General features: G+C 38.5%; 17 protein-coding genes. 6 read left to right on the top strand and 11 right to left on the bottom strand.

Annotated features, from left to right (window positions below):
- Positions 1-55: 55 nt before the first annotated feature.
- The 5 genes from F931_RS08090 to F931_RS08070 all read right to left on the bottom strand — a co-directional run bounded on the left by F931_RS08090 (position 56) and on the right by F931_RS08070 (position 7349).
- Positions 56-1783, bottom strand: coding sequence for an electron transfer flavoprotein-ubiquinone oxidoreductase (locus F931_RS08090; RefSeq protein WP_267283352.1), 1728 nt, complete (start codon positions 1781-1783; stop codon positions 56-58).
- Positions 1784-1966: 183 nt separating this feature from the next.
- Positions 1967-3373 carry an FAD-binding oxidoreductase gene (locus F931_RS08085; protein WP_016140893.1) on the bottom strand — a complete coding sequence of 469 codons (1407 nt, stop codon included), beginning with the start codon at positions 3371-3373 and terminating at the stop codon, positions 1967-1969.
- 123 nt (positions 3374-3496) lie between these two features.
- The gene (locus F931_RS08080) at positions 3497-4948 is read right to left on the bottom strand and encodes an aldehyde dehydrogenase family protein (protein WP_016140892.1); all 1452 of its coding nucleotides are present in this window, start codon (positions 4946-4948) and stop codon (positions 3497-3499) included.
- On the bottom strand, positions 4936-5919 hold the full coding sequence (locus F931_RS08075) for an NAD(P)-dependent oxidoreductase (protein WP_016140891.1): 984 nt from the start codon (positions 5917-5919) through the stop codon (positions 4936-4938). The genes F931_RS08080 and F931_RS08075 overlap by 13 nt, the downstream gene beginning before the upstream one ends.
- Before the next feature lie 41 nt (positions 5920-5960).
- Complete coding sequence (locus F931_RS08070; RefSeq protein WP_016140890.1) at positions 5961-7349, bottom strand: NAD(P)/FAD-dependent oxidoreductase; 1389 nt, start codon at positions 7347-7349, stop codon at positions 5961-5963.
- 415 nt (positions 7350-7764) lie between these two features.
- Here F931_RS08070 and F931_RS08065 point away from each other — a divergent pair, with 415 nt between their 5' ends.
- Both F931_RS08065 and F931_RS08060 read left to right on the top strand, forming a co-directional pair.
- Positions 7765-8820, top strand: coding sequence for a proline racemase family protein (locus F931_RS08065; RefSeq protein WP_016140889.1), 1056 nt, complete (start codon positions 7765-7767; stop codon positions 8818-8820).
- A gap of 179 nt (positions 8821-8999) precedes the next feature.
- A complete protein-coding gene (locus F931_RS08060; protein ID WP_016140888.1) occupies positions 9000-10073 on the top strand; it encodes a GlxA family transcriptional regulator in 1074 nt (357 codons plus the stop codon).
- Between the two features lie 58 nt (positions 10074-10131).
- Here F931_RS08060 and F931_RS08055 read toward each other — a convergent pair whose 3' ends face one another.
- The 6 genes from F931_RS08055 to F931_RS08030 form a co-directional block, all read right to left on the bottom strand.
- Positions 10132-11625, bottom strand: a complete 1494-nt coding sequence (locus F931_RS08055) for an FAD-dependent oxidoreductase (protein WP_016140887.1) — start codon at positions 11623-11625, stop codon at positions 10132-10134.
- Between the two features lie 76 nt (positions 11626-11701).
- Positions 11702-12055 carry a RidA family protein gene (locus F931_RS08050; RefSeq protein ID WP_016140886.1) on the bottom strand — a complete coding sequence of 118 codons (354 nt, stop codon included), beginning with the start codon at positions 12053-12055 and terminating at the stop codon, positions 11702-11704.
- 7 nt (positions 12056-12062) lie between these two features.
- The gene (locus F931_RS08045; protein ID WP_016140885.1) at positions 12063-12413 is read right to left on the bottom strand and encodes a cupin domain-containing protein; all 351 of its coding nucleotides are present in this window, start codon (positions 12411-12413) and stop codon (positions 12063-12065) included.
- A 43-nt stretch (positions 12414-12456) separates the two neighbouring features.
- Positions 12457-13797 carry an MFS transporter gene (locus F931_RS08040; RefSeq protein WP_016140884.1) on the bottom strand — a complete coding sequence of 447 codons (1341 nt, stop codon included), beginning with the start codon at positions 13795-13797 and terminating at the stop codon, positions 12457-12459.
- A gap of 136 nt (positions 13798-13933) precedes the next feature.
- On the bottom strand, positions 13934-15271 hold the full coding sequence (locus F931_RS08035) for an MFS transporter (protein ID WP_016140883.1): 1338 nt from the start codon (positions 15269-15271) through the stop codon (positions 13934-13936).
- Between the two features lie 121 nt (positions 15272-15392).
- The gene (locus F931_RS08030) at positions 15393-16712 is read right to left on the bottom strand and encodes an NAD(P)/FAD-dependent oxidoreductase (RefSeq protein WP_016140882.1); all 1320 of its coding nucleotides are present in this window, start codon (positions 16710-16712) and stop codon (positions 15393-15395) included.
- A gap of 399 nt (positions 16713-17111) precedes the next feature.
- On the opposite strand from F931_RS08030, the gene F931_RS08025 reads away from it, so the two are divergent.
- The 4 genes from F931_RS08025 (at position 17112) to F931_RS08010 (ending at position 19107) form a co-directional block, all read left to right on the top strand.
- Positions 17112-17567, top strand: a complete 456-nt coding sequence (locus tag F931_RS08025) for an acyl-CoA thioesterase (RefSeq protein ID WP_050567590.1) — start codon at positions 17112-17114, stop codon at positions 17565-17567.
- A gap of 91 nt (positions 17568-17658) precedes the next feature.
- Positions 17659-17850, top strand: a complete 192-nt coding sequence (locus F931_RS08020; protein ID WP_016140880.1) for a type II toxin-antitoxin system Phd/YefM family antitoxin — start codon at positions 17659-17661, stop codon at positions 17848-17850.
- Positions 17851-17877: 27 nt separating this feature from the next.
- Positions 17878-18174, top strand: coding sequence for a DUF1330 domain-containing protein (locus F931_RS08015; RefSeq protein ID WP_016140879.1), 297 nt, complete (start codon positions 17878-17880; stop codon positions 18172-18174).
- 6 nt (positions 18175-18180) lie between these two features.
- The gene (locus F931_RS08010; RefSeq protein WP_016140878.1) at positions 18181-19107 is read left to right on the top strand and encodes an ornithine cyclodeaminase family protein; all 927 of its coding nucleotides are present in this window, start codon (positions 18181-18183) and stop codon (positions 19105-19107) included.
- Positions 19108-19695 lie beyond the last annotated feature (588 nt).

The raw sequence follows: 19695 nt of genomic DNA, 5'->3' as shown, positions 1-19695 counted from the left end.
GCCCCCTTAGGGACTATGGTTACCTAAAAAATTAAAATGAAGAGTTGATATAGCTCTACATATTTGGATAGTTAGGACCACCACCGCCTTCTGGCGCTATCCATGTGATGTTCTGAGATGGGTCTTTAATATCACAGGTCTTACAGTGAACACAGTTCGCTGCGTTAATCTGAAAGCATTTAGAACCATCATCATTTTCCATAACCTCGTAAACACCAGCAGGACAGTAACGCTGTGCAGGCTCGCCCCATTTAGGCAAATTGACATTAATAGGAATAGAATTGTTGATAAGCTTTAAATGAGCTGGCTGATTTTCTTCATGAACAGTGTTTGAGATAAACACAGAAGACAAACGGTCAAATGTAAGCTTGCCATCCGGTTTTGGATAGTTTGGCTTAAAGCTTGTTGCATCAACAGTTTTCAATGCAGCGAAGTCTTGCTTCAAGTCATGTAAAGTGAATGGTACTTTAAAGACATTCTGGTCGATAAAGTTAAATGCACCACCCATCCATTGACCAAATTTATGCATTGCTGGGCCAAAGTTACGAGAGTTATAAAGCTCTTCTTTTAACCAGCTGTTGTTAAATTTGTCAGTGTATGAAGTCAATTCTTTAACGAATAAATCTTCGCCTTCAGTAACACGTGCAATCGCAAGGTCACCGCCTTTTTCTACACCGGCAGCAATGGCTTCAAATACAGCTTCACCACATAACATGCCTGATTTCATGGCAGTGTGTGAGCCTTTGATTTTTGCAAAGTTTAAGAAACCTGCATCATCACCAATCAAGCATCCACCTGGGAAAGTTAGTTTAGGCAATGAGTTGAAACCGCCTTTCACTACCGCACGTGCGCCGTAAGAAATACGCTTACCACCTTCTAAATACTGTTTAATCAGTGGGTGAGTTTTCCAGCGCTGCATTTCCATAAATGGATACATGTGTGGATTTTCATAAGATAAGTCCACGATCATACCCAAAGTAACTTGGTTGTTTTCAGCGTGGTATAACCACCAGCCACCAGAAGAAGCTGTTTCCGCTAAAGGCCAGCCTGCACCGTGCATCACTAAGCCCGGCTTATGTTTTGCTGGATCAATTTCCCAAAGCTCTTTAATCCCGATACCGTAATGCTGAGGATCAGCATCTTTATCAAGGTTGTATTTCGCAATCAGGCGTTTACCTAAATGACCACGGCAACCTTCAGCAAAGAGAGTATATTTAGCGTGAAGTTCATAACCTGGGGTAAAGTTATGCGTTGGTTCGCCATCTTTACCAACACCCATGTCGCCAGTTTGAATCCCTTTTACAGTACCGTCTTCATGGTAAAGCACTTCAGATGCAGCAAAACCAGGGAAGATCGAAACTTCTAGCTCTTCAGCTTTTTGACCTAACCAGCGAACCACGTTACCTAACGAGATCACATAGTTACCGTCGTTGTGCATGGTTTTAGGAACCATCCAGTGTGGTACTTCTTTTGAGGTGGTGTCTGAAAGTAAGAAGAATGTTTTGTCTTCAGTTACAGGTACGTTTAAAGGCGCGCCTTCATCTTTCCAGTTCGGGAAAAGTTCATTGATGGCACGTGGCTCAAGCACAGCACCAGACAAGATATGCGCACCTACTTCAGAGCCTTTTTCAACTACACAAACAGAAAGATCGGGTAAGTTTTTTTCAATCGCTAATTGACGGATCTTAATCGCAGCAGATAGACCTGCAGGTCCTGCACCTACGATGACAACGTCAAACTCCATCGATTCACGTTCGATGTGTTCCATATAATCTCCGACCAATCGGTTTGAAAAGAACCTTGCTTCACTTAATCAAACCGATGATATTTAAAAAATTTATCTAGTTACGAACTAAATTCAAGGTGCAAAAAACCTTTGACTCTAATAAAAGCCAACTTGCAACTAGATAAAATTTAAGTCACAGAAAAATGTTGAATATATTCCAACTAACTTTGAACTAACCTATTAGAAATCTAATAGTTTTCCAGGGTTCATAATCAAGTTAGGATCAAAAACCTTCTTAAGCGCTTTCATATATTCAATTTCTTGCTCACTTCGACTAAATTCAAGATAAGGTTTCTTTGTCATACCGACTCCATGTTCAGCAGATATAGAACCATCGAATTTATTTACCACCTCAAAAACATATGAGTTGACGATTTCACATTTTGCAAAGAAATCTTCATTGCTTAGATTTGCTGGCTTTAAAATATTTAAATGAAGATTCCCATCACCAATATGGCCAAACCAGCATGTTTCAAAATCTGGATAATTGTCTGCTACGATAGAATCAATTTCAGCAATAAAATCTGGTACATGGGTAATCAAAACAGAAATGTCATTTTTATAAGGTGTAAATGCCGAGATAGATTCAGAAATATCTTCTCTTAAACGCCATAGATTTTGCGCCTGTTCTAGAGATTGGCTCATAACACCATCCAGAACCCATCCCTGTTCCATACAATGCTCAAAAATTTGCATAGCTTTATCAATTACAGGCTCATATGGAGCTTCAAACTCTAACAACACATAGAAAGGACAAGAAGTTTCAAATGGACGTTGTACTAGTCCATGATCTAATACTTTCTGCATAGCCAAATCATTAAAAAATTCAAAGGCTGTTAAATCTATTTCCTTTCTAAAGGCATGCATAATTGGCATGACTGATTCAAAATCAGGCACTCCAAGTACCAATACTTGTAAATCTTGGGGTTGGCGATCAAGACGAATTTCAGCTTCCGTTACAATACCCAGCGTACCTTCACCACCAATAAATAAATGATGTAAAGCATAGCCTGTAGCATTCTTGATCATGCCTTTATTTAACCGAAGGATATCGCCTTTTCCAGTAACAACTGTAAGACCTAATATCCAATTACGCGTCATGCCATATTTAATAACTTTGATTCCACCAGCATTGGTTGCAATATTTCCACCCAGTTGACTTGAACCTGCTGAAGCAAAATCTACTGGGTAATACATACCCTGCTCTTCTGCATAATCTTGCAATTGTTCTGTCACTACACCAGCTTGAATGCGGACCATTCTATCAGCTGGGAAAAACTCCAAAATCTGGTTCATTTTGTCCAGACTTATGACTATCTCCCCATTATGAGCAACCGCACCTGCCGATAACCCAGTCCGACCACCAGACGGGGTTATCGCAATTCCATGATGGTTAGCAAGCTTAACAATTGCCTGTACCTGTTCTGTTGATGAAGGAAATACAATCGCCGAGGCATGTGGAGCAAAATATTTCGTATGATCTTTACCCCAATTTTCTAGGCTATCCACATCAGTTTTTACGCGGTTTTCACCAACAATATTTTTTAATGCATCAAGTACATCTGGAGATAATAAAAAGCTATTCATCCTAAATCGCCTCTGAGATAGTCATGGTATTCATTCGAATCCAACGCTAAGCTGAAACACTTAGTTTTGGTGACTTCTTATTCAGAGCTCAAAGGAGTTGAATAAGAAGTCTCGTTCACTGCTCTATGCAAGTTGATATGTTGTTTTAACTTTGGTGAAAAACTGTCTTGCATAAGTACCTTGTTCACGAGGTCCTAGACTTGAGCCTTTATTTCCACCAAAAGCGACATGGTAATCAACGCCTGCTGTGGCCAAGTTAACCATCACCATACCTGCGGATGAACGGCGTTTAAAATCTTCAGCATATTTCAATGAAGTTGTGACGATACCCGCCGACAAACCAAATGGTGTATCTTCTGCTGCGGCAAAAGCTTCTTCATAATTCTCAACTTTCAACACACACAATACTGGACCGAAAATTTCTTCACGATAAATTCGCATTTCCGGTGTCACATCGGTAAATATTGCCGGGGTAAAATAAAAGCCACCTTCTTCACTTTGAAGATGTTCACCACCACAAAGTAACGTTGCACCTTCATCCAAACCTGCTTGTACATAAGTGAGATTTTGTTTGAGCTGTTTAGAATCAACAACTGGACCAATATCAGTTTCTGCTTTTGCAGCATTGCCAATCTTTAATGACCGAGTCTTTTCTTCTAAACGTTTAATGAATGACTCATAGATTCCAGCTGTAACAATGACACGTGAACTTGCTGTACAACGTTGACCAGTTGAGAAAAATGAACCTTGTAATGCAACATCTACTGCTGTGTCTAAATCTGCATCATCTAGTACAACTAAAGGATTTTTTCCACCCATTTCAAGTTGAACACGGACCAAACGCGAAGCTGCAATTTCAGCGACTTGTCGTCCTGTACCTTCAGAACCCGTAAAAGTAATCGCATTGACATCTGGCGAACGAATAATGGTATCGCCAACTTTACGGCCTGGTCCAATTAACATGTTAAATACACCAGCAGGTAAACCAGAACGAGAAATAATTTCTGCTAAAGCCCAGGCAGATGAAGGTACAAGCTCTGCAGGCTTAAACACGACTGTATTTCCGAAACATAATGCAGGAGCTATTTTCCATGCAGGAATCGCAATTGGAAAATTCCACGGACTGATAATTCCCACCACTCCGACAGCTTGGGTATAAACATCAATACCCACCTGATCACGTACTGAATTATATTTTTCACCCACCGCGCGTAATGCTTCTTGTGCGTAGAATTTAAAAGAACGCCCTGCTCGATCAACTTCACCTAATGCTTCTTTAAAGATTTTTCCCTCTTCTAAAGACAGCAATTTAGCTAACTCTTCTCGACGTTCTAAAATTTCAGTACCAATACGATCAAGTATATCTGCACGTAATTGAGGATTACTGTTTGCCCATTCTTTACTGGCCGCTTTTGCAGCAGCAATTGCCTGCTGAGTTAAAGCTTCATCTGCGCGAGCAAAACGATCAACAATTTCACTCGGATTAGATGGATTAATATTTTCCAGAATATCTTCTGTACCTTGGCAAACAACGAATTCGCCATTAACATAACTGGTCTTCATTACGCTTGACATAATTCTTCCTTTTTGACTACAGAAGCGGGTGTTTTACCTTGAGCAAAATCAATAATATTTTGAACGGTACGGTTAATTAGTGTTTGCATGGCATCTTCACTGCTCCATGCAACATGTGGATTTAAAATAAAGTTCGGATAGTCAATAATCTGAAATAAAGGATCATGAGGCTGAATCGGTTCTTCTACTGAACCATCAAGGGCAGCACCACCAATTCGTTTATTCTGAATTGCTTCGATGAGTGCTGGTTCATTTACGATGCCACCACGAGCAGCATTAATTAAAATTGCATCATCCTTCATTAGGGCAATTTCAGCAGAACCGATCAGGTCTTTAGTTTCTTTAGTAAGTGGACAACATAACGACACCACATCACTCTGAGATAAAATTTCTTCAAAACTGAAGAATTCGTCTCCTTGGTATTTACCATTTCGATCAAAGAAACGAACTTTCATCCCTACAGCTGTTGCTAACTCAGCTAATCGTTTAGCAATAGCACCATGGCCAATAATGCCTAGAATTTGACCGCGCACATCTCGAATACGGTAATCAAAATAAATATTCTGCGGTTCAGCCTCACCTTTTGAGACTTTACTTAACAGTTGATGATAGCTAGAGGTCTGACGCATTAAAGTAAAAATCATCGCCATGATATGTTCAGCTACCGTATTTTGCGCATATGCTGGGACGTTGGTTACTACAATGCCATGTTCATGACAATAATCCAGATCAACGCCATCTGTTCCGGTAAGTGCCAAAGAAATCATTTTTAAATTTGGCAATTGTGATAGATGTTCTTTACGTAATGGGACACTACATGTCATCACAATCGTTGCATCTTTTAGACGCTCAACTACTTGTTCAGGGTTTGTATAAGGGTAACTTGCCCAAGTATGCGGAAATGGAAACTCTGGTAATTTAACCGTCGGTCCAATGCCTTCATTATCCAAAAAAACAATATGATGCTTCATCTTTCTCATCCATTCCTGATGTATTTATTCGTTACCGATTCTTACTTTTTCTTAGGCGCATAACCTGCAGGTGCCAAACTCACTAAAAAGTTAGTGATTGGGCCCGCATCTCGGTCCTGATCTTCCAATGTTTCTTTTCTTACTAAGGCATCACGAACCCAATGCGCTCCGATATAACAGAATGGCTCAGGTGGCAATAACTTCATTTTTTGCTCGACTAGACCGCAGTTTGCCCATTCATCATTGGCATCTTCTACTAATGATTTAATGATGCGACTAGCGAATACAGTTGTACCTACGCCATTTCCAGAGAAGCCAATACCAAAAATAATATTTTTATGGCCACCTAAATGACCAAAGTTAGGTAAACCTTTCATTGCACGATCAAGCGGCCCAGTCCAACTGCTTACCACAGGAATATCTTCTAATTCTGGATAGAACGAACGCATCTCAGCCTCAACACCTGCAGCAGCTGGAGATGGTTTTTCATAAAGGTCACCAATTTTTCCGCCGTAAGCAAATTCGCCTAATGGCTTTCCGAAAACAATGCGGCCTTGTGGAGTGTTTCGCCAATAATTCAAAATAGTACGTGAGTCCATAACACACTCCCCACCACTAAAACCAAGCTCATCCAAGCGTTCTTTAGCAGGTGCAGTTGCTACCATGTCACTCGACATCACCATAATCATGCGACGTAATTCAGGGAATTGTGCTCCCCATGCATTCATTGCAATAACAACTTTATTGGCCTCAACCTTACCTTTTTCGGTGTGTACGACTGGACGTTCACTACGCTCCAATCGTGTCATCGGAGTTTTTTCATAGATAATAATGCCTAATTCAACTGCTACACGGCGTAAACCACGTGCTAAGAAAGCCGGTTGAATCGTTGCTGCATTTGAATCGAATACACCGCCTAACATCCGTTTTGAACCTGAACGGCGCTGTGCTTCTTCTTTAGAAATTACTTTAAATGGATTAACGTTATATTTATCCAGTTCTCTGGTTAAACCAAGCCATGAATCCATTTGGCGTTTATTGCTAGCAGTCCATAACAAACCATCTTTACGGAATTGCGCATCGATATTATGTTCGCGACAAAACTCTCCCATCTCATCAATAGCAGACTCAGCAGCTTCACAGATGCGACGTGCTTCTTTCTCACCACAAATTTCAACTAAAGATAAGTATTTTGGCCACCAGTTATTAACAAAACCGCCATTACGACCACTTGCACCTGAACCACAACGATCTTTTTCAATAACCACAATCGTCATATTCGGGTGAGCTTTTTTAAGCCGAATTGCTGACCATAGCCCTAAATAGCCTCCACCAATAATACAAACATCGGCTTTAACGTTTCCTTGTAAGGCCGGAGAAAGTGCACTTTCACGATCTAACGCCTCTGCATACCAAAATCCACGGTACATAATTCGCCTCATTAAAATTTGTTTTGCTGTATAAGATTTTGGACATGAGATGATTTATGCGATATCAAGAAAATGACAATAATTAGGAAGTGTTGGCAAACTTATTTTTATACTAATAAAAAAATATAAACTCCATTTATGTATATAAATTAATGGATTATATAAATTTAAAAATAATAGTATCTTAAATTAAGAATTTTTTCTTTTAAATTTTTCTTATTTATTAGTAATTACTTTATCGAATATAAAAGGAACAAAATGGCCTAAATCTCCTAAAAAAAGACCGAATGTCACTATCGTATAAATGAGCTAAAAGCATATTCTTGGTAACAGTAAAGGAATTGTAACTTTTCGAGTTGTGAAAATTACCTATAAGGTGATTAAAACACTTGAATATATTCAAAGGAAGACAAAAATGGCATTTAAAAGAACTTTCCATGCTGTAGACACTCACGCTGGTGAACCAATGCGTGTTGTCACAGGCGGTGTTCCTCATATTCCGGGTAATACCGTTTATGAAAAAATGTGCTGGCTAAGAGATAATGATGACCAGTTCCGTAAATTGATGTTACGTGAACCACGTGGTTATCCTCCTCTATGCTGTAATGTCATTGTCCCACCTTGCCATCCAGATGCGGATGCTGGCTATATTATTATGGAACAGGTGGAATATCCTGTTATGTCTGGTGGTAACACTATTTCAGTAGCTACAGTACTACTTGAAATGGGAATGTTGCCTATGAAAGAACCTGTAACCGAATTAACTCTTGAAGCTCCAGCTGGTTTAATCAAAATCAAAGCTGAATGTAAAGATGGTAAAGTAAAAAACGTTACCTTCAAAAACGTTCCTGCCTTTGCTGCATATCTTGATGCAGAAATTGATGTTCCAAATTTAGGTAAAGTAACTGTCGATGTTGGTTGGGGTGGCATGTTCTATGTTATTGCCGATGTACGTCAGTTCCCACATATTCAGTTAACTCCTGAACATGGTGCTGAAATTGCACGCATCTCTGCGATGATCCGACAAGCAGCAATCGAGCAGCTGCCTGTTTCACATCCCGACTATCCTGGTGTAGGAATTACGATTTCACAACTTTCAGGGCCTACTGATAGCCCAGATGCTGACTGGAAAAATGCAGTGACCGTAGCATCTGGCGATTTAAGATGGGATGATCCTCAGACATGGACAGGTGCAATTGACCGATGCCCTTGCGGAACGGGTACCTGTGCAAAAATGGCTATTTTACATGCTAAAGGTCAGCTTAAAATTGATGAAGATTTCCGTCACCAAGGTATTCTTGGCAATGTATTTACAGGACGTTTAGTCGAAGAAACAATGGTGGGCGATAAAAAAGCAGTTGTCCCAACAATTACTGGAACAAGCTGGATTTATGGATTAAATACTTATGTATTAGATCCAGATGATCCATTTACTGAAGGTTTTACTGTAGGTGACATCTGGGCTGAATAAGACCTAATTTTTATACTAAAAGATTTATAAGAAGAGATTAGGGAAACCGCCCTAATCTCTTAATTTATTTATTTAAAACAAATATTTATAAATAAAAAACAAAACAAATTTGTCTTCGTTTTCATAAAAAAGAAATATATAATAAAAGAGACAGCTTCAAACTGTTGCCCACTGCTCTCATGGAACTTGACGGTGAAAATATGAAAAATGTATCTGCTCATGCTTATGAAGAAATTTTAGATCCTGAAGAAGCATCCTCTGCAATTAATCCAGATATGCGAGTTGCATTTATCCTGATGAACAAATTCACTTTAGCTCCAGTGACTGGACTAGTTGAATCATTACGGTTTGCAGCAGATAAGTCTTTTCGTAGCTTACAAATTTATTGTAAATGGGACTGGATGACCTTCAACAATATTCCAGTCGTTGCAAGTTGTGGCCTTACCATACAGCCTACTACTGACTTTAATTTAGAAAATTTAAAGAAGAATTATGATTATATTATTCTTGCTGGTGGTTTATTAAGTGAAACCCGAGAACCCCCGCAAGGCTTATTAGATACACTTCAAGAAATTCATAAAGCTAAAATTCCTATCATTGCCTTATGCTCCGCAAGCTTTGTTTTAGGGAAAGCAGGTATTCTTGATCAACATAAATGTGCAATTCATTTTACGATTAGAGACGAATTTGTTCAGAGATTTCCAAAAGCCATAGCTGTTATTGATAAAACGTATGTTGAAGACCGGGGTGTTTTTACTTGTCCAGGTGGGACAGCAATTGACTTGGCAGCAAATTTAATTCGACAACATTGTGGGGATGTACGTGCACAAAAAGGTTTGGAATATCTTTTAATAAATGGAGAAAAGCCACCTAAAACACAAGAAAGCCCAGATATCGATAAACCAGACACTTATGAAAATATAACAGTTACCCGTGCTATAGATTTTATGAGTAAAAATTTAAGTGCTCATGTTACTTTAAAAGAAGTAGCAGAACATGCTCAAACTAGTCCACGACAATTGCATCGTGTATTTGTAGCAAATACGAATGAATCTCCTGCTAATTATTGGAGACGTTTAAGACTCGATCATGCCCGAAAATTGTTGGCAAATACGAGTGCTTATGTAACTACTATTGCAATAGAATGTGGGTTTTCCGATGCTTCACACTTCATTTACTGGTTTAAGAAACAATACGGCGAAACACCATTCTCTTATAGAAAACGACGTCATGAAGTTGAACGATTAAATTAATTTTCAATAAAGTAAAGGGCAATATTATTAATTATGCCCTTTATAAAGCCTCATGATTTTAGGAATTTATTTTTCGATAGACACGGTGGGTATCTTCTTTAAAATAAGCAACTTCTTCCAAACGCCGTGCTTCACTCCAACCTAAAACTTTTGCGGCTATGATTGATAATTCTTCAACACGATCAAACCCCAAATCTATATTTAATCCATCATTCAAACGCCTGCGAATCAAATCAGTAAGACGTACAACATGTTCTTTCATAATGATTTGCTTAATATCCTTTTCACTTTTGGCATTATTAGCCTTGAAGATCATTCCTTTTGCTGGTGCAAGTCGTTTGCCTAGACATTTTTCAATAGATTGAGCAGCCAATCGTCCAGCATGACGATGCATCATAATGTATGACCCTGTCATCGTTATCAATCCGGGCATATCTGAATCCGTAATAGCACGCACAGGTAAACTAACTGTTTTACCATCTAATGTTGACATGGGCCTAACCCCACACCAACAATGTTTCACATCTTTTCGTGATAATTTTAGATCTGGAAACAAAAAGTTAGCTTCACCCAATATATAGTCAATTTCAGAATCTAATACATGAATATTATCGGGATCATCGGTAACCAGAGATTCAGTTGGTCCGATAAAGTGATAGTCACGCCATGGAAAAACATAGAAAGGTTCACCTTTGCTAGAAAATGCTTCTAAGCCTTGTCCACGCCATTCATCTGGCAAACGCACCATGACATTAACACCTTTTCGTCCTAGTACTCGATTTTCTTCTTTTTTACCACCGCCCAATACTCGGTCAACCCATGGGCCAGCAGCATTCACTATTGATCGTGTTTTTATCTGTACCTGCCCATCCATACCGGGCGCTTGGTCATCTAAAGTAATTTCCCAAATTTCATTACAGCGTTCTATTTTATTTACTTTCGTATAAGTACGTATATGTGCTCCTCTTTGCTCAGCATCTAATGCTGTGTCTACGCAGATACGTTCAGGCCAATCGTACATATACTCTTCAAATATCGCAACATTAGGTAATGGCTTACTCAAACTAGCCACCATCGCACTCTTTTTGGCTGCTCTAGCAGCTGATACCTTACAATAGGCTAATGGAACTCCACGACTAGTAAGCGTTTCCATCAAGCGAAAACCAAAATCGATTAACCAATGAGGATAACGGTCACCTTTTCTAAATGGATAATGAAATGAATGTTTGGTCAAACGATGAGGCATGTCAGCAACTAACTCAGCTCGACAATGCATAATATTGCGTGCATAGAGAAAACGTTTCCATAATGCTATAAATCGGAAAGGTATTTGCCATAGAGGAAAATCTGGTGCTAGATAACCTACGCCAGAATACAACATACGACTTGAACGTGATGAAGTTCCTGCACCTATATCACCTCTATCAACTAATAAAGTACGGTAACCTCGTGCAGCCAACTCTCGGGCTGATGCGCATCCAACAGCGCCTGCACCAATAACTACAACGTCATATACTTGTTCTTGTAAACTTTCTAATGTTAATCGTTCCATAACTAACCTTTTATTTTCATAAAAAAGCACCTTTCTCAGAAATGAGAAAGGTGCTTTTCAAACATTTAGTGGAATACTAAAACGTTCCTGTTGCCTGAATTTCAATTAAATATTCAGGACTAGCAAGTTGCGAACCAACACAAGCTCGTGCAGGTTTATCTATTTCACTTACCCATGCATCATAGACCTTATTCATTTCTTCAAAATCAGCCATATTAGCTAGCCAAATCTGAATACGGGTAATTTGGTTACGATTTGCACCTATATCAACCATTAACTGTTCAAGTTGATCTAATACACAACGGGTTTGTTCTGCAATTCCTTTATCCGTGCACTTAGCAACTAACCCAGCTGTTTCGATATGTTGGCCACTTACAACAACCTGACTAGCACGAGCTCCGCTATGAAATCTTTTTATATCTGTCATCATTTATGCCTCAAAAAATACAATAAGTCTTTCTAAAGTCTTCTTTGATGTCCCATACACCTTCACAGTTTGCTGGGAATAAAACTGCATCTCCTGCACGTAGCTCTACCGGTTCTCCACCTTCTGGAGTAAAAATGCACCAGCCTTTAACAATATGGCTAAACTCACGGTTTGCGATATGACGCTTGAACTTACCTGGCGAGCTTTCCCATACACCAATACTTGCAGCAATACTTTCAGAAGTTTGATCTTGTGCAGTGCTCTGCTGTGCAATTAACTCACCTACCGGAAGTTTTGCTGGTGCTGGCACGCCTAATACAGCACTTTCTGCTTGACGTACTACAACGAGTTGATTGTTCATAATGATCTCCCTATACAGTCTTTAGACTGATTTAAATAAAAAATTATTTACGATTTCCCAAGCTTGCAGCCTGATTTAAATCTAAAGCATCTACATCTGGCGCTAATGCCCAAGCTGACCACGCCCCAATAAAGCAAACTACTGCGGCAACGATCATCGTGGTGCCTATTCCCCAGCTTGTTAAAGCAAAAGGTAATAAATAAGTACCAATAGCTGCTCCAATTCTTGAGATAGATGTCCCAAGCCCAACGGCAGAAGCTCTTATTTCAGTTGGAAAAAGTTCATTGGGGTAAACATATTCCATGACCTGTGCCCCACCAATGAATACGGCATATGCACCAAATAGACACAACACAATGAAGGAAGAGGCTTGAGGGAATACGCCTAAGAGAAATAAAGCTATTCCTGACCATAAGAAGCTATGAAAAAGCATCTTTTTGCGGCCCATAGCATTAATTAATAATGTTGCTAATAAGCACCCAACGAAAAATAGGAAAGTAATAGCAACTGCTCCCCAACCAGCAAGTTCGCCAGTCAGCCCTAAAGCCTGTAATACTTGAGGAGCAAATGCATAAATTGCGAAAAGAGGCAGAATTGCACATGTCCAGAAAATTGAAACAAATAACATGCGTTTGCCATATCCTGAATGGAATAATGACCAAACCGAAGTATTAGAATTTTGATTTCCAATATTTTCTGATAAATCAGCATGAGAGTATTCTTGGCCATATACTTTTTTAATGACTGCATCGGCTTCAGCAACTCGACCTTTATTAAGCAACCATCGTGGTGACTCAGAAGCCCCCATACGTACCATTAAAAATAGTGCACCCGGTACCACGGCACTCGCTAAAGCCCAGCGCCAAGCTTCATCTCCACCAAATGTTAATGTAAGCTCTCCGACAGCATAGGCAACCGCTGCACCCAAAAACCAAACCATAACCATTGCTGCTAATCTTGGTCCACGATTTTTACGTGGTAAAAACTCTGCAAGATAAGCCGTAGCAATTGGGTAGTCCGCTCCAACAGCGACACCAATTAATAATCGCCAAATGAAAAGCATAAAAGCTGATTCAACCCAAAATTGAGCAGCTGAAAAGCCAATAATCGCGATAAGGTCAATTAAGTAAAGAACTTTTCGGCCATACTTGTCAGTAATCCATCCACCTAAAAACCCACCTAGAAATACACCAATTAATGCGGAAGCCGCGATCATTCCTTGCCAAAAAGTCGTAAGAGATAATGCATCTGTCATTTGCATCATTACGACCCCGACAATACTCAATACATAACCATCTAGGAATGGACCACCCGATGAGTAAAAGGTCAGTTTTTTATGGTAGGAATTTAAAGGAATATCCTCTAAAGGAATCTTATTTTTCATGGGAATATCTGCCTTATCTCAAGCAAAATTCACCTTATTCAAATTTTGAGGACAAAAAACCTCTACTAGCCTCTTCCTTTAAGAAGCTAACTTTTTGTTTTATAAATTTTAAATAAGGTGATTTAGATTAAATAACTTAGTTCTTACTTAGAGATGCGGCTTGATGTAAATCTACACCATCAATATCCGGAGCCCATGCTCGAGTTACCCATAATCCAACCAAGCTAATAGCTGCTGCAATCAACATTGTGGTACCAATCCCCCAATGTGCCAGAGACAAAGGTACAAAATAAGTGCCTGCAGCTGCACCAATCCGTGATAATGAAGTGCCTAATCCAACTGCTGTAGCACGAACTTCTGTGGGAAATAATTCATTTGGATAAACATATTGCATGACTTGAGCGCCACCAATAAATACTGCATAACCACCAAATAAAATCAGAATAATGACAGGAGATGCGCTTGGGAAAAGTCCGAGTAAAAGTAACATTAAACCAGACCAAAAGAAGCTATGTGACAACATTCTCTTACGGCCTACGGTATTAATCGTTAACGTAGCAACAGTACAACCAACACAGAATAAAACTGTGATAGCGACAGCTCCCCATTTCGCCATTTCGCCTGTTAGTTTCAAAGCCAACATAACTTTTGGCGCGAATGCATAAATAGCGAATAAGGGAATGATTGAACAAGTCCAAAAAAGCCCAACAAATAGAGTACGCTTACCATAGCCAGAGTGAAACAAAGATGTGATAGAAACTTTATTCTTCTCATCAACTTGTTGTTCTGGTAAATCATTCACAGAGTATTCATTACCGTAAATTTTCTTAATAATTTTATCTGCTTCTGCTGTGCGTCCCTGACTAATTAACCATCTTGCGGACTCAGGTGTACCTAAGCGTCCAACTAAGAATAGGATGCCAGGAATAAGTGCACTCGCTAGTACCCAACGCCAAGCATCGGGTCCAATCACAGACAAAATCAACTCACCAATAATATAAGCTGCCGCTGCGCCTAAGAACCATGCTGTTACTAAAGCTGAAAGCCGAGGACCACGATTTTTTCGTGGTAAGAATTCTGCTAATAAAGAAGTAGCAATAGGACAATCTGCTCCCACTGCGGCACCGATGAGGAAACGTAATACAACCAGCATTAGTGCTGTTTCTACCCAGAATTGTGCAACTGATAAGCCAACAATAATGACTAAATTTAAAATATATAGTAGTTTACGGCCAATTTTATCAGTAAGCCAACCACCTAGAAATCCGCCAAAGAAAATACCAACAAGTGCGGATGCCGCGACTAGCCCTTCCCATAATAAGGTGAGATGTAACGCTGAAGAAATCTGAAGCATTACTACACCAATAATACTCAACACGTAACCATCTAAAAATGGCCCACCAGCTGAATAAATGGTTAGTTTTTTATGAAACTTATTTAAAGGAACTTCCTCTAAAGGTATTTTATTACGCATATAAACTCCTTTACCTACACGGTATAAAACTGTTATCTATCCCTTAACAGCTTTCTTCAAAAATAATCTTCCAAGACCATTAACATCATGATCTAACAAGTCTTAACTGATATTTGAAAACCTAACTTTCCTTTCCCGCTCGGTATTGCCCTGTCATTAAGTTAAGGTTTACGCCAAGTGATAAAAATGGTTGAGGTGGATTCGCATTTGGTCCCGGTGATGAAATTAAGAAATCGATAAGTTCATTTCTTTCACCTGCAAGCCAATCTGCTAATAATGTTCCTGCAATAGTTCCTTTAGTTGTCCCTAAGCCATTCCAGCAAAGTGCTCCATAAACATTCGGTGCTAGTTCGCCAAAAAATGATTCATGGTTTCTGGATAAGCACATAGATCCACCCCATGTATATTCAAATTCAACCTGAGGTAACATTGGAAATCTATTTTCAAATGACTGCCTTTGTCTCTGTGCTACACGAGATAAAAGATGAGGTTTACTGCGTCCGTCAGTATTAAAACTAAAACTATTACGCACTAATAGACGATTATCTGGTGTACGACGCAATGTACTTCCAAACGGATCTGCAGGAATAATGCCCCATGTTTTTTTCCCGCCCAAAGCTAATTGCTCTTCTTCTGTCAGCACACGAGTCATGCTGGCATAGGTAAAAATAGGAAGTAATCGACCTTTTAAAAAGCCAAATTGGGAAGCAAATGCATTGTTTGTTAATATAAGTTTATTCGCAATGATTGAACCTTGATCTGTTTGCAATTGAATTTTCTTTCCATATTCAACAGATGTAATGGCCGTATACTCATATAAAGTCACATTACTTGGTAAGTTATTGGCTAAACCTTTTACCACTGCCGCTGGCTGTACTAACAAAGTCCCTGGTGTGTAAAGTGCCTTTTTATAAAAATGCGTACCTAAATGAGCTGGAATATCTTGTTCCTCAATAATCTCACACACTTGACCAAGCTTTTCTAAACCACTTTTATACGCTTCAAGAACTGCTAGACCTCTCTTTTCAACAGCAGCCTGGTACTTGCCCGCTGGCTCAAGTTGACAATCAATATTGTAATCGGCAACTAACCTTTTAATAATATTCTGCGCAGCCAGATTGAGCTTTAAATGCATACCAGCTGTTTTGATATCACCGATATAATCTGCGGCTCCAATATCATGAGGAAGGTCAATCATAAAACCTGAATTTCTTCCAGAAGCTCCATACCCAACCTCTTGTGCCTCTACAAGAACAATGTGATCGTTAGGAAAATTTAAGGCAAGTTGTCTAGCAGCGGATAAACCTGTAAACCCCGCCCCTACAACGACCCAATCAGCCTCTATTCTTCCATTCAATGGAGATTTCGGTAATCGATTTGGGCTTAAGTGGAACCAAGCACATCCATTGTCATCAGCCGGTGTTGAACCTATTCTTTCCATGATAAATTCCTAACGTCCTTTTCTTATTATTTTTGATCTCATTTCTATGTCTTGCATATAAAAAAATGGGCAATTTTTAGGACAAAATAGACATTCTATTAAAAGTCGACAAAATGAATTTTATTAAAAAATTTATACTTTTAATAAATTATTCAATATAAATCAAAAACATAATCTTTTTAATTTAAGTAAAATTATTCTAATCTTATATTTCTATACCTATGTCATATTCTTCATATTTATGTTTTTCCACTTCATCATTTTTATGAGATAAATTGACCTTTTTTTTATATTTCTATTTTTAGAATGATGTTTTGATACTTTAATCTTTTTTAATATTGGTCAATTGCTGTGGTAAGTCACTTTGGTCTTAATAAAGATGACCAGTCAGAATTAACAATGTCTATCCTCATGACTCCGGATATGGCAAATTTTTCTGGCAATGTTCATGGAGGAACGATTCTTAAACTATTAGACCAAGTGGCCTATGCTTGCGCGAGCCGTTATTCAGGTAGTTATGTTGTTACCTTATCTGTCGATAAAGTTATTTTTAAAGAATCAATTCATGTAGGGGAATTAGTAACTTTTCTGGCCACAGTTAATCATGTAGGTACAACCTCTATGGAAGTAGGTATTAGGGTTGAATCACAAAATATTCAGCAACGTACTATACGCCATACTAACAGTTGTTATTTCACCATGATTGCTGTTGATGAAGATCGTAAACCACGTGTAGTCCCGAAGTTGGTTCTAGATACAGCCTTAAAACAGTGCCGTTTTAAAGCTGCTTCGAAGCGCAAAAGTATTCGCTTAAAAGAACAAATTCAACCTTCTTGTCAACTAAGAGAGAAGTAGTTCTTAAATAGGGATTTATTGCTTAATTAAAGCGAAATGACCGAAATTAAATTTAGTCACAATTAACCATTTAATATCATGGAGCATAATTATGGATAGCATGAATTACTCTAATGCTAGAGCGCAACTTTCTATGCTTATGGATAAAGCTATTGGTGGCCAACCCGTTGAAATTACTCGTAGAGGTAGAGGGTCGGCTGTCATCATAAGTAAAGAATCATATGAAGCATATAAAAGAGCTGAATTCGAAGCGAGATTCCCTGCTGAGCAAAAAAAACCTTAATAGAAAATTCATAAAAGGAATTAAGAGATGTGTGTTCCTAAAGGATATTGGATTATCGAGTGTCAGGAAATTACTGACCAAATCTCTATGGAAAAATATGCAAATGCTTGGACTGAAATAGCAAATGAGTTTAATGCTCAAATTATTGGCGGCACTAAATCTTCCGACTTTGTAGAAGGCCCACAAAAAGCACGAGTACTTATTTTGGAGTTCCCTTCTTACCAAATTGCTCAAGATTGCTATTACAGTGAAAAGTACCAAAAAGCTAAGGAGCTTGCATTAAAAGCAATGGAAAGAACATTTTCCATTATTGAGGGAATATAAGGTCTAATGAATTTTTTAAACTACGATCAAGCTAAAGATATTCTAAATTGGCATGAAGCTATTGAGGCACTACGCTTAGGTCATGAAAAACCCAAAGCAACTCTGCACGACTCACTCATAGGCCCTAAAGATGGCATGTTGTTAAATCGCATGGCAAGAATTGAAGGGTTGGGCTATGGAATAAAAGCTGAGTCTGTCTTCAATGGAAATGCGAGTATAGGGCTTCCTAATACTCATGGAGTGGTCGCAGTTTATTCTTCTGAAAATGGTATTTTACGCGGCTTGGTTGATAGCCACATTATTACCGATCTGAAAACTGCTGCTGATTCTGTATTAGGGGCTACTCTACTCGCTCGTCCCGATAGTAAGCATCTAGTAATCATTGGAGCAGGTCGCGTTGCTCACAATCTTGCAAATGCCTACAGTGCTTTATTTCCCCAACTTAAAAAAATATCAATTTGGTCTCGCCGTTTAAATCAATCTCAAGCACTCGTTAAAAAACTAGATGGATTATCTGTGCCAGTTGTTGCTGCCTCAGATTTACAGTTGGCTTTATCAACTGCTGATATTGTTTCTTCAGCGACTATGGCACAACAACCAATTTTAAAAGCAGACTGGATTCGCTCAGGAACTCATATCGACTTAATTGGTGCTTTTACCCCTGAAATGCGTGAAGCTGATGATCAATTAATCGCAGCATCTCAGCTCTATGTAGATAATCTTGAAACTACTTGGAATATTGGAGAAATTGTCATTCCAATTGCGAATGGAAAAATCTCACGAGATCATATTCGAGGTGATCTATATAGGTTGGTAAATAGTAGTTCTGACACTTTTAGAAATCAAAAAGATATCACTGTTTTTAAAAATGGTGGAGGCGCTCATTTAGATCTCATGATTGCCGATGCAATATTGAAGAAGTTAGGGTTATAAAATCAATCTATTAAGACCAACTCATCTCTGAGCATACTTCCAATATAAAATTTTATTTGCTTCATCTTCTAATTTTTTGTTTGACCTAGTTTGACAAACTCAAACTTGCAAAACTTACTCAAAGCCTTTCTATATATAGTTTTTAGGTAAATTAAGGATAAATGTCGTCCAACAAAATTACTTTTTGTTTTACGTAGCTTTACGAGATGAGAATTTAGAAAAAGCTAAAACCCTTATGATATATAGGAAACGGCGTATTTTTTATACATTGCCGTAAAGCAAAAAAATTTAATTTTTATTATTTATATAAAAACTAACATGCTCCATACACCTGAGTTGATAGGGAGCGAACTCTCATAATCTAATGAATAAACAATATTTGTATTTTTAGAAAATATAATGTTACTTTTTTAAAAATATATTAAGAAGCCCTCTCGTGAGAGCTTCTTAGTTTATTGAATTAAAAATATACCTTGTATTTCTAACTTAATGTTAAAACCAAATCCATATTTCTAACTTGCTTACCTGCACTCATTAAAACTTCCTGAACCACACAGTCCTGATCAGCTTTAATGGCAAGCTCCATCT

The sequence above is a fragment of the Acinetobacter pittii ANC 4050 genome (assembly GCF_000399685.1).
GTDB lineage: Bacteria > Pseudomonadota > Gammaproteobacteria > Pseudomonadales > Moraxellaceae > Acinetobacter > Acinetobacter pittii_E.
The sequence above is the reverse complement of the archived record's forward strand: the minus strand, read 5'-3'. Positions and strand labels throughout refer to the sequence as shown.

Excerpts from the sequence above, each read along its gene's own strand:
- F931_RS08025 (WP_050567590.1), top strand. The coding sequence starts at position 17,112 with ATGTCTATCCTCATGACTCCGGATATGGCAAATTTTTCTGGCAATGTT.
- F931_RS08010 (WP_016140878.1), top strand. The coding sequence starts at position 18,181 with ATGAATTTTTTAAACTACGATCAAGCTAAAGATATTCTAAATTGGCAT.
- F931_RS08065 (WP_016140889.1), top strand. The coding sequence starts at position 7,765 with ATGGCATTTAAAAGAACTTTCCATGCTGTAGACACTCACGCTGGTGAA.
- F931_RS08015 (WP_016140879.1), top strand. The coding sequence starts at position 17,878 with ATGTGTGTTCCTAAAGGATATTGGATTATCGAGTGTCAGGAAATTACT.
- F931_RS08035 (WP_016140883.1), bottom strand. The coding sequence starts at position 15,271 with ATGCGTAATAAAATACCTTTAGAGGAAGTTCCTTTAAATAAGTTTCAT.
- F931_RS08060 (WP_016140888.1), top strand. The coding sequence starts at position 9,000 with ATGGAACTTGACGGTGAAAATATGAAAAATGTATCTGCTCATGCTTAT.
- F931_RS08045 (WP_016140885.1), bottom strand. The coding sequence starts at position 12,413 with ATGAACAATCAACTCGTTGTAGTACGTCAAGCAGAAAGTGCTGTATTA.
- F931_RS08020 (WP_016140880.1), top strand. The coding sequence starts at position 17,659 with ATGGATAGCATGAATTACTCTAATGCTAGAGCGCAACTTTCTATGCTT.
- F931_RS08055 (WP_016140887.1), bottom strand. The coding sequence starts at position 11,625 with ATGGAACGATTAACATTAGAAAGTTTACAAGAACAAGTATATGACGTT.
- F931_RS08075 (WP_016140891.1), bottom strand. The coding sequence starts at position 5,919 with ATGAAGCATCATATTGTTTTTTTGGATAATGAAGGCATTGGACCGACG.
- F931_RS08085 (WP_016140893.1), bottom strand. The coding sequence starts at position 3,373 with ATGAATAGCTTTTTATTATCTCCAGATGTACTTGATGCATTAAAAAAT.
- F931_RS08080 (WP_016140892.1), bottom strand. The coding sequence starts at position 4,948 with ATGTCAAGCGTAATGAAGACCAGTTATGTTAATGGCGAATTCGTTGTT.
- F931_RS08050 (WP_016140886.1), bottom strand. The coding sequence starts at position 12,055 with ATGATGACAGATATAAAAAGATTTCATAGCGGAGCTCGTGCTAGTCAG.
- F931_RS08070 (WP_016140890.1), bottom strand. The coding sequence starts at position 7,349 with ATGTACCGTGGATTTTGGTATGCAGAGGCGTTAGATCGTGAAAGTGCA.
- F931_RS08030 (WP_016140882.1), bottom strand. The coding sequence starts at position 16,712 with ATGGAAAGAATAGGTTCAACACCGGCTGATGACAATGGATGTGCTTGG.
- F931_RS08040 (WP_016140884.1), bottom strand. The coding sequence starts at position 13,797 with ATGAAAAATAAGATTCCTTTAGAGGATATTCCTTTAAATTCCTACCAT.